The following is a 15,636-nucleotide window of genomic DNA, read 5'->3' as shown; positions in this document are numbered from 1 at the left end:
CTTTTATTGTGCAGTCGGCTAGAACACCGGTCGAGTGGTTACCGGTACGGCGAAAGACTGGCGATCTCCCACCCAACCGTTTGTTGGTACCATGCTCTCCAGGGCGGCTAAATCTTCTGCCTCTAGGTGGTAGCGCATAGCCGCAGCATTTTCCTGTGCCCTCTGCGCATTGCGTGTTCCGGGGATAGGAACAACATCGTCGCCCTGCGCAAGAAGCCATGCCAGAGCCAGCTGGGCCACGGTCATGGAGCGGGACTGCGCAAACGAGGCGAGGGCATCAACTTGACGCATATTAGCAGTGAGGCTGGAACCGTTAAACCGCGGGTCATTCGCCCGGAAGGGGCTTTCGGCAACACTGGTGGTATTGAGACTTCCGCCAAGCAACCCGCGGCCCAGAGGGCTATAGGGGACTAGGCCCACACCCAGCTGGCGTGCCGCTGGCACAATATTTACCTCAGGTTCACGCCACATGAGCGACCATTCAAATTGCACGGCGGCAATCGGATGGATAGCGTGGGCACGGCGCAACTGGTCAGCTGTCACCTCAGACACTCCAAGATGGCGTACTTTCCCCTGGGACACCAGCTCGCTCATCGCACCAATTGACTCTTCGATCGGCACCTGCGGGTCTACGCGGTGCAGGTAGTACAGGTCAATCGTTTCAGTTCCGAGGCGACGCAGCGACTCGTCACAGTAGCCTGCAATGCGGTCCGGGTGGGCATCCAGATGGACACCGTGCTCGCCCCGCACAATGCCGAATTTAGTTGCGATCTGCAGATTGTTGCGGGGCATGCCACTAGATGCTACGGCGCGACCTACCAACGCCTCGTTATGGCCCTGGCCATAGCTTATTGCGGTATCAAGCAGCGTAACCCCAGCATCAAGAGCAGCATGAATGGCCGCGATGGACTCGGTATCATCAGCAGACCCGTACCCCTGGGACAGACCCATGCAGCCAAAGCCTAAGGCTGAGGTCGTCAGAGCTCCGAGGTTCCGGGTGGCTGGACTATCTGTATGTTGATGTAATGTCATATGAAAAATTTTTCCACCCACACTCTTATATGTCTAAGACAATGTTTTTATAGAATCCATAACGTTTTATTATGGATAGATGGAACTACGCTACCTGGAATCCTTTGAGGCAGTCGTGCGGTGCGGCGGGTTCACCAAAGCTGCTGCTGACCTGCATCTGGCACAGCCTGCTATTTCCGCACACGTCAAAAGGCTGGAGAAGGAGCTAGGGGTCACGTTGTTGAACCGCTCCCGAACTGTGACCCTCAGCGCTGCCGGGGAACAATTTTTACCCTATGCTCGGCTGGCGTTGGCGAATCTTGACGAAGGCAAGCGGCTGATGCAGTCTTTCCACTCGGTTTCAGCGGGTCATGTGCGTGTAGCAGTCACGCCACTCACCGGTAATTTTGATGTTGCTGGTCTGCTGAGTCGATTTCGTGCACGTTACCCACAGGTGACAATTTCATTGTCTACCGGGCTTATTGCAGAACTGCTGGGTAAGTTAGAAGCGGGTCAGGTTGATGTGGTGATCGGGCCGGCAGGTGCTGCCGATAAACGTCAGGGATGGCAGCGAACCGAAATTACGAGTGAACGGTTGGTACTTATCACGCCGCTTGCTGGCAGGGGTCATGTAAGTACGCTGGCTGATGTGGCGCATGAGCCATTTGTCTGCTTACCCTCAGATAGCGGTCTGCGCCACCTGCTGAACGAGGCATTCGGCGTAATCGGAGTCGAACCGCGAGTGGATTTTGAGACGCACAGTCCGGCCAGTATCCGCGAGATGGTTGCGGCAAACCTGGGATGTGCCATAATCGCGCAGTCTATCGTTGAGAAACAGGGAGCAGCAGTGCGGGTGCATCATATTCCAGGTCTTCCCCCGCACCCACCGATAAGTGTTATGTCGGAAGAAGAGCCCGCTCCGCCTACCGCGCGGTTTCTTGAAGAATTGGAGGCAACAATTCGAGAACATACTCGTTAAAAAGACCTGATGGGGCGCGGTGATGAAATAATGAGAGTTTACATAGGAGGAAAGCGATGGCGATGAAACCTAATAACACCCACGACCCCAATATCATAAATTTCAATTACGATGCTGACGAAGAGTTCTATGTGAGTGACCCGGTGGACGTGCCTGCGCTCAAGAAGGCATCGGTAACGTTTAGTTTCGATACGAAGACTCTTGACTCTGCCGGGTGGCAGCGTATTCGTGCCGCGATTGACAACCTCCGCTCACCCGATACCGATATTTTTGCCCAGGCAACCCCTTATGTGTACCAGTTCTACCGTATGTATTTTGATATGGCGGATGAGTATGGCTGGGAACAATACTTGCCGGATATTCCCGAATCTCAGGTGTGGACTCTTGTGGATCCTATCTGGGATCGGTGCACGGTTGCCTGGGACAATAACAACGTGCTGATTGTGGTGGAAGCCGAGACTGAGTGGGATGTTGAGCACGGTATGATGATGGTGCTCCAGGACGGCACGAAACTGGTGAAAGTGGGTATGGTGGTTGAGTCTTACACCAACCCTGACGGCAGTATTTTCTTGCGCGAAGAATAGGTTTAGCAGGGGAGCGTAAGAGGGTGTTCATGCGCGATCTCAAAAGCCTAGGAGATATACTGCGGAAACTTCCGGAAGGGCTATAAAAAGCTCACTTGAATCCGGCGCTTGCATCTGCTGTACGGGTGTGGTAGACAAACGCGCGAGCATAGTGTATTGTTAATATTTACGCTTTCCCTGACCTTTGTGCCTTCATATAGCGGTGGGCACGGGCTGAAGGTGACGTTAAACCGTTCGACATCTACTAGCTTTGCACACCGTTTTCGGGGTCTTCATCATGATGTCTTACGGCTCTGTCGCCGGGAGGCAGATTGCTAACAGACATGTCTGTGGAAGGATCCCCATTTTGGTCGCTTCGAGCACCTTTAACCATGACGCCGCTAACGGTGCGGAAAATAATTCCGACCGTCGTATCTCATTCGCAAAAATTAGTGAACCGCTCAAGGTTCCCAACCTGCTGGCTATCCAGACCGACAGCTTCGACCGCCTCGTGGGTAACGAGCGCTGGGCAAAGCGTCTGGAAAACGCCCAAGCAACAGGTGACACCTCTGTACCTGAGAAATCCGGTCTTGCTGAGATCTTCGAGGAGATTTCCCCGATTCGTGATTTCCAGGAAACCATGCAGCTATCCTTCTCGGATCCGGAATTCTCCGATCCCAAGTACACCATGGAAGAGTGCAAGGACCGTGACGCAACCTATGCGGCACCCCTGTACGTTAAAGCTGAATTCATGAACCTGACCACCGGTGAGGTTAAGCAGCAGACCCTGTTCATGGGCGACTTCCCGCTCATGACCGAATCCGGTACCTTCGTGATTAACGGTACCGAGCGTGTGGTCGTTTCCCAGCTGGTGCGTTCACCCGGTGCATACTTCGAGAAGGCACCCGACCGCACCTCCGATAAGGACATCTACTCAGCACGCGTTATTCCTTCGCGCGGTGCATGGTTTGAGCTTGAAATAGACAAGCGCGATCAGGTGGGTGTGCGCCTGGACCGCAAGCGTAAGCAGTCTGTGACCGTGCTGTTGAAGGCTCTGGGATGGACCGAGGCAAAGATCCTTGCCGAGTTCGGGAACTATGATTCTATTCGTGCAACCCTAGAGAAGGACTCCGTCTCAACCCGCGACGAGGCTCTGCTCGATATTTACCGTAAGCTCCGCCCGGGCGAGCCCCCAACGGTAGAGGCCGCACAGGCGTTGCTCGACAACATGTACTTCACCCCGCGCCGCTATGATTTGGCGAAGGTTGGCCGTTACAAGGTGAACCGTAAGCTCGGTGTAGATGTTCCTCTTGATTCCCCTGAGGCATCGGTGCTCAGCCAGGACGACATCGCTCAGATGATTCACTACCTGTGCGCCCTGCACGCTCAGGAGAGCAGCATCCCCGGTAAGCGTGACGGCAAGGAAATTTCCGTTAAGATCGATATCGACGATATTGACCACTTCGGTAACCGCCGTATCCGCACTGTGGGCGAGCTGATTGAGAACCAGATTCGCACCGGTCTTTCTCGCATGGAGCGTGTGGTGCGTGAGCGCATGACCACTCAGGACGTTGATTCCATCACCCCGCAGTCCTTGGTGAACATCCGTCCCGTGGTGGCAGCGATTAAAGAGTTCTTCGGTACTTCGCAGCTTTCGCAGTTCATGGATCAGAACAACCCGCTGGCTGGGCTAACCCACAAGCGTCGTCTTTCGGCGCTGGGCCCCGGCGGTCTTTCCCGCGACCGCGCGGGCATGGAAGTGCGCGACGTGCACCCCTCGCACTACGGTCGTATGTGCCCCATCGAAACCCCTGAAGGCCCGAACATTGGTCTGATCGGTTCGTTGGCAACCTACGGGCGTATCAACTCTTACGGCTTTATCGAGACCCCCTACCGCGTGGTTGAAGATGGTAAGGTCACCGACAAGGTGCGTTACCTGACTGCCGACGACGAGAAGAGCGTTATTATTGCGCAGGCAAACGCCCCGCTGACTAACGAGCGTACCTTCGCTGAGGACGAGGTTCTCTGCCGTGCAGGCGATGGTTCTGGCGAGGCCGTGCTGGTTGCCCCTGGCGCTGTGCAGTACATGGACGTTTCCCCGCGTCAGATGGTGTCAGTGGCAACCGCTCTAATTCCCTACCTTGAGCACGACGACGCAAACCGTGCGCTAATGGGCGCTAACATGCAGCGCCAGGCTGTGCCGCTGTTGGAGTCTGAGGCTCCCGTCGTTGGTACCGGTATGGAGAAGTACGCTGCGCTTGACTCCGGCGATTCCGTGCTGGCGAAGAAAGCTGGCGTGGTATCAGAGGTCTCGGCCGATCTGGTATTGGTCCGCAACGATGACGGCACCACCAGCTCGTACCCGATCATGAAGTTCTCCCGCTCGAACCCGGGCAACTGCTACAACCAGCGTGTTGTGGTGAAGGCCGGTCAGCGTGTGGAAGAGCGTGACGTTATTGCGGACGGCCCTTCGACCGACGGCGGTGAGCTCGCTCTGGGTAAGAACCTGCTCGTGGCATACATGCCCTGGGAAGGTCTGAACTATGAGGATGCTATTATTCTCTCCCAGCGCATGGTTTCCGAGGACGTGCTGACCTCGATTCACATCGAAGAGCACGAAATCGACGCTCGTGACACTAAGCTGGGTCCCGAAGAAATTACCCGCGATATTCCCAACGTTTCTGAGGAAGTTCTCTCTGCACTGGATGACCGCGGTATTATCCACATTGGTGCCGAGGTTGAGGCTGGCGACATCCTGGTCGGTAAGGTAACCCCCAAGGGCGAGACCGAGCTGACCCCTGAAGAGCGCCTGCTGCGCGCAATCTTCGGCGAGAAGTCCCGCGAAGTTCGTGACACTTCTCTGAAGGTTCCCCACGGTGAATCCGGTACCGTGATCGGCGTTCGCATCTTCGACCGCGAAAGCGACGATGAAGACGATCTGCCCCCGGGTGTTAACAAGCTTGTGCGCGTGTACGTTGCGCAGAAGCGTAAAATTACCGACGGCGACAAGCTCGCAGGTCGCCACGGTAACAAGGGCGTTATTTCCAAGATCCTGCCGGTGGAAGACATGCCCTTCTTGGAAGACGGTACTCCCGTTGATGTCATTCTGAACCCGTTGGGCGTCCCTGGTCGTATGAACATCGGCCAGGTGTTAGAGGTTCACACCGGCTGGCTCGCTAAGCAGGGTTGGAAGATTGAGGGCGACCCGGCGTGGCTGAAGAATATGCCGAACTTCCCGAAGGAATCCGGACCTACCCGCCTGGCGACCCCCGTGTTCGACGGCGCTCATGAGGATGAGCTCTTCGACTTGATGGATCACGCGAACCCGAACCGTGACGGCGATCGTCTGATTACTCGCTCCGGTAAGGCACGTCTGATTGACGGTCGTTCGGGTGAGCCGTTCCCTGACCCGATTTCGGTGGGTTATCAGTACATCCTGAAGCTGCACCACCTGGTGGACGACAAGATTCACGCTCGTTCCACCGGTCCTTACTCGATGATTACCCAGCAGCCGTTGGGCGGTAAGGCACAATTCGGTGGTCAGCGCTTCGGCGAGATGGAAGTGTGGGCGCTGGAAGCATACGGCGCCGCCTACACCCTGCAGGAAATCTTGACCGTCAAGTCTGACGATGTGGCCGGTCGTGTAAAGGTTTACGAGGCGATCGTCAAGGGCGAGAATATCCCCGAGCCGGGCATCCCCGAATCCTTCAAGGTTCTTATTAAAGAAATGCAGTCACTGTGCCTGAACGTCGAGGTACTTTCTACCGACGGGAAGACCATTGAAATGAGCGACTCGGAGGAAGAAGGCTTCCGGGCAGCAGAAGATATGGGCGTGAGCCTAACCCACGAGGAGCCCAGCTCCGTGGACGAGCTCTAATCACAGCCCCTCCTTCGCGGGCAGGGCGTAGTCACGCACGATTTTCGCCCCGCCCATCAACCCCAAGTCTTCGAAACTACAGAAAGAGATTAGGACCGATATGTCCAACGAATCTTCGCTTGGTTTGATGCGAATTGGTCTTGCCACCGCCGACGATATCCGTCGTTGGTCTTACGGCGAGGTCAAGAAACCCGAGACCATCAACTACCGTACCCTGAAGCCGGAGAAGGAAGGCCTCTTCGACGAGCGCATCTTTGGTCCCACCAAGGATTGGGAGTGCTACTGCGGTAAATACAAGCGCGTGCGCTTCAAGGGTATTGTGTGTGAGCGCTGCGGCGTCGAAGTGACCCGCTCTAAAGTGCGCCGTGAGCGCATGGGCCACATTGAACTGGCTGCACCCGTCACCCACATCTGGTACTTCAAGGGCGTTCCTTCACGCCTGGGCTACCTGCTTGATTTGGCGCCGAAAGACCTAGAAAAGGTCATCTACTTCGCCGCCTACATGATCACGAGTGTGGACGAGGAAGCTCGTCACGAGGATCTGCCGAACCTGCAGGCGGCACACGACCGTGAAAAGCGTGAGCTGGAGTCTCAGCGTGACGCCGATATTGCCGCTATTTCCCGCGAAGTTGAGCAGGAATTGGCTCGTATTGAGGCCGAGGGCGGCAAGAAGACAGCCGAAAAGCGTAAGCTGCGCGATAATGCAGAGCGTCAGATGGCTTCTGTTCGCAAGCGCGCCGACCGTGAAATTGAGCACCTGGAGAAGGTCTGGGATCGCTTTAAGAACCTGAAGGTTGCTGATCTTGAAGGTGATGAGGCGCTCTACCGCTCCATGATCGATAAGTACGGTCTGTACTTTGAGGGTGCAATGGGTGCTGAGGCTATCAAGAAGCGCCTGGAAACCTTCGATCTAGAGGCCGAAGCTGAGGCTCTGAAAGAGGTCATTCAGACCGGTAAGGGTCAGAAGAAGACCCGCGCGCTCAAGCGTCTGAAGGTTGTAAACGCCTTCCTGACCACTAATAACTCCCCGCTGGGTATGGTGCTGGATGTTGTTCCGGTTATTCCGCCAGAGCTGCGCCCGATGGTTCAGCTCGATGGTGGTCGCTTTGCGACTTCCGACCTGAATGATCTGTACCGTCGTGTGATCAACCGTAACAACCGCCTCAAGCGCCTGCTGGAGCTTGGCGCCCCCGAGATCATTGTGAATAACGAAAAGCGTATGCTGCAGGAAGCTGTGGATTCGCTCTTCGATAACGGTCGTCGTGGTCGCCCCGTGACCGGTCCCGGTAACCGCCCGCTGAAGTCGCTCTCCGATATGCTCAAGGGTAAGCAGGGTCGTTTCCGTCAGAACCTGCTTGGTAAGCGTGTGGACTACTCCGGCCGTTCCGTGATCGTGGTTGGTCCGCAGCTGGAAATGCATCAGTGCGGTCTACCGAAGCAGATGGCGTTGGAGCTCTTCAAGCCCTTTGTTATGAAGCGCTTGGTGGAGCTTTCGCACGCGCAGAACATTAAGAGCGCTAAGCGTATGGTTGAGCGTTTCCGCCCGCAGGTGTGGGATGTTCTCGAAGAGATCATTACCGAGCATCCTGTGTTGCTGAACCGTGCACCTACCCTGCACCGTCTGGGTATTCAGGCGTTCGAGCCAAAGCTGGTTGAGGGTAAGGCTATTCAGCTGCATCCGCTCGTGTGTTCTGCGTTCAACGCTGACTTCGATGGCGACCAGATGGCGGTTCACCTGCCGCTCTCGCCCGAGGCCCAGGCTGAGGCACGCATCTTGATGCTCTCCTCGAACAACATCTTGAAGCCTTCGGACGGTCGTCCGGTAGCTGTTCCTTCGCAGGATATGATCATTGGCTTGTACCACTTGACCACCACACGCGAAGGTGAGAAGAACGAGGGCCACGCATTCTCATCGATCGCTGAAGCTCTGATGGCGATGGATCGTCACGATATTGAGCTGTACACCAAAATTAAGGTGCGTCTCTCTGGCGACGAGTTTGTAGCGCCCGAGGGTTGGGAAGCCCCTGAGGGTTACACGCCTGGCGATCCGATTCTGCTGGAGTGCACCGTCGGTCAGATTCTGTTCAACCAGACTTTGCCGAAGGATTACCCGTGGTTCTCTGGCATTGCAGATAAGAAGGGACTGGGCAAGCTCATTAACGACCTTGCTGAGAAGTACCCGATGGATATCGTGGCGCGTACCCTGGATAACCTCAAGAACGCTGGCTTCTACTGGGCATCGCGTTCGGGCGTGACCGTCGCCGTTTCTGATATCGCGACCCCGGCGACTAAGCCCGCGATTATGGAACGCTATGAGAAGCAGGCCTCCGCGATTGAGGATGAGTTTGACGTCGGTATGATTGGCGACGACGAGCGCCGTGAAGAGCTCATTAAGATTTGGACCGAGGCTACCGATACGGTCGCTGAGGCTATGCGTGAGAATCTGAGCGACAACGGTGGTCTGAATACCATCTACCGCATGGTGACCTCTGGCGCACGTGGTAACTGGATGCAGGTTCGTCAGATTGCGGGTATCCGCGGTCTGGTGTCTAACCCGAAGGGCGAGATTATGCCCCGCCCGATTAAGTCCTCCTACCGTGAAGGGCTGTCGGTGTTGGAGTACTTCATCGCAACTCACGGTGCTCGTAAGGGTCTTGCCGATACCGCGCTGCGTACCGCTAACTCGGGTTACCTGACCCGCCGTCTGGTGGACGTTTCGCAGGATGTGATCGTGCGTGAACACGACTGCGGTACTCGCCGTGGTCTGGTGCTTCCGCTGATCGATGCTGACGGCAACCTCCACCCGGATGTTGAGACTTCTATCCACGGTCGTACCTTGGCAATTGACGTCAAGGACTCTGACGGTAACGTCATCGCATCCGCTGGTGAGGATGTTTCGGATGTGCTGATCGAGAAGCTGTTCAAGGCTGGCGTGAAGGAACTGCGTGTTCGTTCTGTGCTGACTTGCGAGTCCAGCATCGGCGTATGCGCCCTGTGCTACGGACGCTCGATGGCATCGAACGTTCTGGTTGATATTGGCGAGGCTGTGGGTATTATCGCGGCTCAGTCCATTGGTGAGCCCGGTACTCAGCTGACTATGCGTACCTTCCACACCGGTGGTGTTGCATCGGCTGACGATATTACCCAGGGTCTGCCCCGTATTCAGGAGCTCTTCGAGGCTCGCACCCCTAAGGGCGTGGCACCGATTTCTGAGGTTTCCGGCCGTGTGACCATTGAGGACACCGAAAAGTCGTACAAGATCGTCGTCACTCCGGATGATGGTTCTGAACCGCAGTCTTACACGGTTCTTCGCCGTGCGGCTTCGAAGCTGCAGACTGGCGACCACGTTCAGGTGGGCGATCAGCTGGCTGCTGGTGCGGTTGATCCGAAGGAGGTTCTGCGTATTCGCGGTCCTCGTGAGGCGCAGAAGCACCTGGTGAGCGAGGTTCAGGGCGTGTACAAGTCTCAGGGTGTAGAGATCCACGATAAGCACGTTGAGGTTATTGTGCGTCAGATGCTCCGCCGTGTGACCGTCATTGAGTCTGGCGATACCGAGCTGCTGCCCGGTGAACTTGTGGACAACATTGTGTTCCAGAAGGCTAACCGCAAGGCGCTCGTCGAGGGCAAGAAGCCTGCCGCTGGCCGTCCCGAGATGATGGGTATCACTAAGGCATCGCTGGCCACCGAGTCCTGGCTGTCTGCCGCATCCTTCCAGGAGACCACTCGCGTTCTCACCCAGGCTGCGATGGAGGCTAAGACCGATCCGCTGCTTGGCCTGAAGGAGAACGTCATCATCGGTAAGCTGGTTCCCGCCGGTACCGGTTTGGCTCGCTACAACGATATTGAGGTTGAGCCCAGCCAGAAGGCGCGTGAGGAGCAGATGCAGGCGTTTGATGGCTTCGGCTACCAGAGCGCGTTCACCCAGCTAGGTGAAGACCCGTACCCCTACGCCAACAGTGGCTATATGGCCGTTCCTTTGGACGAGTACGGCCGCGGTCTTGAGTAAGGATCGCATGATGGGCTCGTAAACTCGATCGTGAATCGGGCCTAGTGTCCTAGATGATGGAGGCGGTTTCGGGAACTTCCCGAGACCGCCTCCTGACGTTAGCTAGGGGAGAGGACTACTCTATTTCAGTATCAAGTGATGAATACCATAGTGTATTTACCGTGATGGATGGTGTTCTCTCCGAGTTCAGCTAGATTAACAGGATTTTAACCTGTATAGTCTTTATCCGAAGTACCTAGCCTCGGCGTGGAATTCACCACCGTGATTCCTTGTGATAATTAATCGTGAGGTCTTGGGTCAACGAATCAATGGCAGTATGGATACCGTCCTTTGGTGTTGCCTGTGTGCTGACACCTAAATGCCATTTTTAAGTGTGCCCAAAAACTTTTTCATCAGAAATAAGTTTAAACTCGCTGAGAGCAAGAACCCGTGTGCCTAGATGGGCTGCGGGCTTCTGTAACCGAGAGCATTTCGTGGCAACACAAAATGCCAGTAAGTTCCCAAGGACTTGAAGACAGATAAGTCCACATAGTAACGGAGAAAACGTGCCTACTATTCAGCAGCTGGTCCGTAAGGGCCGGACTCCCAAGGTCGTTAAGACCAAGGCGCCCGCACTGAAGGGCAACCCTATGAAGCGTGGCGTGTGCACCCGTGTGTACACCACCACCCCGAAGAAGCCGAACTCGGCACTGCGTAAAGTCGCTCGTGTCAAGCTCAACGGTGGTATCGAGGTTACCGCATACATTCCCGGTGAGGGTCACAACCTGCAGGAGCACTCGATTGTGCTCGTTCGCGGTGGTCGTGTGAAGGACCTCCCCGGTGTTCGTTACAAGATCGTTCGTGGTGCTCTGGATACCCAGGGTGTTAAGGGTCGCGGCCAGGCTCGCTCCCGCTACGGCGCTAAGAAGGAGAAGAAGTAATGCCTCGTAAGGGTCCCGCTCCCAAGCGTCCCCTCGTAAACGATCCTGTTTACGGTTCTGCACTGGTTACCCAGCTCATTAACAAGGTCCTGTTGGACGGCAAGAAGTCCGTGGCAGAGCGCATCGTATACGGTGCTCTTGAGGGTGTTGAGAAGAAGACCGGTTCTGATCCGGTCGTCACCCTGAAGAAGGCTATGGATAACATCAAGCCCTCGCTTGAGGTTCGTTCCCGCCGTGTTGGTGGTGCAACCTACCAGGTGCCGGTCGAGGTCCGCCCTGGCCGTTCCACCGCTCTGGCTCTTCGCTGGTTGGTTGGCTTCTCGAAGCAGCGCCGCGAAAAGACTATGACTGAGCGTCTGATGAACGAGATCCTGGATGCATCCAACGGTCTCGGCGCCGCTGTCAAGCGCCGCGAAGACACTCACAAGATGGCCGAGTCCAACAAGGCCTTCGCACACTACCGTTGGTAATTCTCCGTTTACAGCCTGTCGAGGTTATGGAGCCTGGCAGGCTTTCGGAGTATCTCATTTAGGGAGAAAAACGTGGCACATGATGTGTACACTGACCTGAACAAGGTCCGCAACATCGGTATTATGGCGCACATTGACGCCGGTAAGACCACTACTACTGAGCGCATCCTGTTCTACACCGGTATTAACCACAAGATCGGTGAGACTCACGATGGCGCTTCAACTATGGACTGGATGGCTCAGGAGCAGGAGCGCGGTATTACCATTACCTCCGCAGCTATCACCTGCTTCTGGAAAGACAACCAGATCAATATTATTGACACCCCCGGTCACGTTGACTTCACCGTTGAGGTGGAGCGTTCGCTGCGCGTGCTTGATGGCGCGGTAGCGGTGTTTGACGGTAAGGAAGGTGTTGAGCCTCAGTCTGAGACCGTGTGGCGTCAGGCTGATAAGTACGATGTCCCCCGTATCTGCTTCGTCAACAAGATGGACAAGATGGGTGCGGACTTCTACTTCACCGTTCAGACTATTGTCGATCGCCTGGGCGCTAAGCCGCTCGTTATGCAGCTGCCTATCGGCGCTGAGAGCGATTTCGTCGGCGTGGTTGACCTACTCGAAATGAAGGCATACGTATGGCCCGGCGACTCTAAGGGCGACGTGACCATGGGGGCAGAGTACGAAACTCGAGAAATCCCCGCTGACCTGCAGGCTAAGGCTGAAGAGTACCGCGCAGAGCTGATCGAGGCTGTTGCCGAGTCCAGCGAGGAACTCATGGAGAAGTACCTCGAAGGTGAAGAACTCACGATTGATGAGCTCAAGGCTGGTATTCGCCAGCTGACCATCAACGGCGAGGCATTCCCCGTGCTCTGCGGTTCCGCATTCAAGAACCGTGGCGTTCAGCCTATGTTGGATGCTGTGATCGACTACCTGCCTTCCCCGCTGGATGTTCCCGACGTTGAGGGCTCTAGCCCCTCGAATGAGGAAGAGAAGCTTACCCGTAAGGCATCTTCGGATGAGCCTTTTGCGGCTCTGGCCTACAAGGTTGCAGCTCACCCGTTCTACGGTCAGCTCATCTACACCCGTGTGTACTCCGGTCACGCGGCTCAGGGTCAGCAGGTTCTTAACTCGACTAAGGGTAAGAAGGAGCGTCTCGGTAAGCTCTTCCAGATGCAGTCCAACAAGGAGAACCCGGTTGACGAAATCACCGCGGGTCACATTTATGCGGCGATCGGTCTGAAGGATACGACTACCGGTGATACTCTGTGCGATCCTGCAAACCCGATCGTGCTTGAGACGATGACCTTCCCCGCTCCCGTGATCTTCGTGGCTATTGAGCCTAAGACCAAGGGCGACCAGGAGAAGATGTCGACCGCAATTCAGAAGCTCTCCGCTGAGGACCCCACCTTCACCGTGTCGCTGAACGAAGAGACCGGTCAGACCGAAATCGGTGGTATGGGCGAGCTTCACTTGGACATCATCGTTGACCGTATGAAGCGTGAGTTCAAGGTTGAGGCTAACGTTGGTAAGCCTCAGGTTGCATATCGCGAGACCATCAAGAAGACCGTTGAGAAGGTCGACTACACCCACAAGAAGCAGACCGGTGGTTCCGGTCAGTTCGCGAAGGTGCAGGTTTCCTTCGAGCCGCTGCCTCTGGATGGCGAGGAACTGTACGAGTTTGAGGATAAGGTGACCGGTGGTCGCGTGCCTCGCGAGTACATTCCTTCTGTCGACGCTGGTATTCAGGACGCTATGAAGTTTGGTGTTCTGGCCGGTTATCCGATGGTCGGCGTGAAAGCAACCCTGATCGACGGTGCCTACCACGATGTCGACTCCTCTGAAATGGCGTTCAAGATCGCTGGTTCTATGGTCTTCAAGGAAGGTGCTAAGCGCGCTAACCCTGTTCTGCTGGAACCACTGATGGACGTTGAGGTGCGTACCCCCGAGGAGTACATGGGCGACGTTATCGGCGACCTAAACTCTCGTCGTGGTCACGTGCGTTCCATGGAGGATGCATCCGGCGTCAAGATCGTCAAGGCTCTCGTACCGTTGACCGAGATGTTCGGTTACATTGGCGACCTGCGTGGTAAGACCCAGGGTCGTGCAGTGTTCTCGATGGCATTCGACAGCTACGGCGAGGTTCCCAAGAACGTCGCTGACGAGATCATTCAGAAGAGCCGCGGCGAGTAATTTCCCGTCTCTTCTCTGAGGGTTGCGGGTTGAGAAGCCCGTGACCCCTCACTAAAATTTTTAAATAAAAATCCACCATTGAAGGCATGGACAGTTTCATCTCTGCCGCGTAATCCGCTATTCTAGACGCTAGACCGTTTTTTGCGGGTTGCGCCGGAGCGAAGATCCGGGTGCATGTTTTCAATACGTTCTAGGAGGAACACTCTTGGCTAAGGCTAAGTTCGAGCGCTCCAAGCCTCACGTTAACGTCGGTACCATTGGTCACGTTGACCACGGTAAGACCACCCTGACCGCTGCTATCTCCAAGGTTCTGGCTGACAAGTACCCGGACCTGAACGAACAGCGCGACTTCGGTATGATCGACAGCGCTCCTGAGGAGCGCCAGCGCGGTATTACCATTAACATCGCTCACATTGAGTACCAGACTGAGAAGCGTCACTACGCACACGTTGACGCTCCCGGTCACGCTGACTACGTCAAGAACATGATTACCGGTGCTGCACAGATGGACGGCGCAATCCTCGTGGTTGCTGCTACCGACGGTCCCATGGCGCAGACCCGTGAGCACGTGCTGCTCGCTCGCCAGGTTGGCGTGCCCACCCTGCTGGTGGCACTGAACAAGGCTGACATGGTTGATGACGAAGAGCTTCTCGACCTCGTCGAGATGGAGGTTCGTGACCTCCTCTCCTCGCAGGAGTTCGACGGTGATGACGCTCCCGTGATCCGCGTGTCCGCTCTGAAGGCTCTCGAAGGTGACCCCGAATGGGTTGCTAAGGTTGAGGAGCTCATGGAAGCAGTTGACACCTACATTCCGGATCCGGTTCGTGAGACCGACAAGCCCTTCCTTATGCCCATTGAGGACGTCTTCACCATTACCGGTCGCGGCACCGTTGTGACCGGTCGTGCAGAGCGCGGTACCCTGAAGATCAACTCTGAGGTTGAGATCGTTGGTATCCGCCCCATCCAGAAGACCACCGTGACCGGTATCGAGATGTTCCACAAGCAGCTCGACGAAGCATGGGCAGGCGAGAACTGTGGTCTGCTTCTGCGTGGTCTCAAGCGTGACGACGTTGAGCGTGGTCAGGTTGTTGTGGAGCCGGGTTCCATCACCCCTCACACCGAGTTCGAGGCAAACGTCTACATCCTCTCCAAGGATGAGGGCGGTCGTCACAACCCCTTCTACTCGAACTACCGTCCTCAGTTCTACTTCCGTACCACTGACGTGACCGGTGTTATCAAGCTCCCCGAAGGCACCGAAATGGTTATGCCCGGTGACAACACCGAGATGAGCGTTGAGCTGATCCAGCCTATCGCTATGGAAGAGGGCCTCGGCTTCGCTATCCGTGAGGGTGGCCGCACCGTTGGTTCGGGTCGCGTTACCAAGATCATCAAGTAATTGCCGTAGCAACGACAATTCGCTGATGATGCGTTGAACAGTTTGATCTTTCAACGCTAGCGATTTTAGAAGTCCCCCTGCATCATTGCAGGGGGACTTCTACGTTTCACAGCCTTTGGGGAGAGGTGCTTCTATGAGCGATAGTTTGTGTTTGGTATCTAGCCCCGGTGGCATTCCCCTAACCATAAGCACGGCTGGGGGAGGGCGTGCCGGGGTGGATTGGGCAC

At 55.8% G+C, this 15,636-nt stretch carries 9 protein-coding genes; 8 read left to right on the top strand and 1 reads right to left on the bottom strand.

What is annotated here, in order from left to right:
- Window positions 1–18: 18 nt before the first annotated feature.
- Window positions 19–1,032 carry an aldo/keto reductase gene (locus HMPREF0733_RS01485; RefSeq protein ID WP_041321531.1) on the bottom strand — a complete coding sequence of 338 codons (1,014 nt, stop codon included), beginning with the start codon at window positions 1,030–1,032 and terminating at the stop codon, window positions 19–21.
- Window positions 1,033–1,111: 79 nt separating this feature from the next.
- On the opposite strand from HMPREF0733_RS01485, the gene HMPREF0733_RS01480 reads away from it, so the two are divergent.
- The 8 genes from HMPREF0733_RS01480 to tuf all read left to right on the top strand — a co-directional run bounded on the left by HMPREF0733_RS01480 (window position 1,112) and on the right by tuf (window position 15,409).
- Entirely contained in the window at window positions 1,112–1,990 is an 879-nt protein-coding gene (locus HMPREF0733_RS01480) for a LysR family transcriptional regulator (protein ID WP_013397623.1), read from the top strand.
- 56 nt (window positions 1,991–2,046) lie between these two features.
- The gene (locus HMPREF0733_RS01475; protein WP_013397622.1) at window positions 2,047–2,574 is read left to right on the top strand and encodes a DUF6985 domain-containing protein; all 528 of its coding nucleotides are present in this window, start codon (window positions 2,047–2,049) and stop codon (window positions 2,572–2,574) included.
- A 346-nt stretch (window positions 2,575–2,920) separates the two neighbouring features.
- Window positions 2,921–6,430, top strand: a complete 3,510-nt coding sequence (rpoB, locus tag HMPREF0733_RS01470; protein WP_041321530.1) for a DNA-directed RNA polymerase subunit beta — start codon at window positions 2,921–2,923, stop codon at window positions 6,428–6,430.
- Window positions 6,431–6,530: 100 nt separating this feature from the next.
- Window positions 6,531–10,436: a DNA-directed RNA polymerase subunit beta' gene (locus HMPREF0733_RS01465; protein ID WP_013397620.1), complete on the top strand. Its 3,906-nt coding sequence runs from the start codon at window positions 6,531–6,533 to the stop codon at window positions 10,434–10,436.
- Between the two features lie 545 nt (window positions 10,437–10,981).
- Entirely contained in the window at window positions 10,982–11,356 is a 375-nt protein-coding gene (rpsL, locus tag HMPREF0733_RS01460) for a 30S ribosomal protein S12 (RefSeq protein ID WP_004005292.1), read from the top strand.
- Window positions 11,356–11,826 carry a 30S ribosomal protein S7 gene (rpsG, locus tag HMPREF0733_RS01455; protein ID WP_004005291.1) on the top strand — a complete coding sequence of 157 codons (471 nt, stop codon included), beginning with the start codon at window positions 11,356–11,358 and terminating at the stop codon, window positions 11,824–11,826. Before rpsL ends, rpsG begins: the two co-directional genes overlap by 1 nt.
- Before the next feature lie 72 nt (window positions 11,827–11,898).
- Window positions 11,899–14,013, top strand: coding sequence for an elongation factor G (gene fusA / locus HMPREF0733_RS01450; RefSeq protein ID WP_013397619.1), 2,115 nt, complete (start codon window positions 11,899–11,901; stop codon window positions 14,011–14,013).
- A 205-nt stretch (window positions 14,014–14,218) separates the two neighbouring features.
- Window positions 14,219–15,409, top strand: a complete 1,191-nt coding sequence (tuf, locus tag HMPREF0733_RS01445) for an elongation factor Tu (protein ID WP_013397618.1) — start codon at window positions 14,219–14,221, stop codon at window positions 15,407–15,409.
- Window positions 15,410–15,636: the final 227 nt, after the last annotated feature.

The sequence above is a fragment of the Rothia dentocariosa ATCC 17931 genome, from assembly GCF_000164695.2.
Taxonomy (GTDB): Bacteria; Actinomycetota; Actinomycetes; order Actinomycetales; family Micrococcaceae; genus Rothia; species Rothia dentocariosa.
Note: the sequence above shows the minus strand (reverse complement) of the source record. Positions and strands in the feature narration are given on the sequence as shown.

Coding starts and splice junctions, on each gene's coding strand:
- HMPREF0733_RS01485 (WP_041321531.1), bottom strand. CDS start 1,032: ATGACATTACATCAACATACAGATAGTCCAGCCACCCGGAACCTCGGA.
- HMPREF0733_RS01480 (WP_013397623.1), top strand. CDS start 1,112: ATGGAACTACGCTACCTGGAATCCTTTGAGGCAGTCGTGCGGTGCGGC.
- HMPREF0733_RS01475 (WP_013397622.1), top strand. CDS start 2,047: ATGGCGATGAAACCTAATAACACCCACGACCCCAATATCATAAATTTC.
- HMPREF0733_RS01465 (WP_013397620.1), top strand. CDS start 6,531: ATGTCCAACGAATCTTCGCTTGGTTTGATGCGAATTGGTCTTGCCACC.
- rpsG (WP_004005291.1), top strand. CDS start 11,356: ATGCCTCGTAAGGGTCCCGCTCCCAAGCGTCCCCTCGTAAACGATCCT.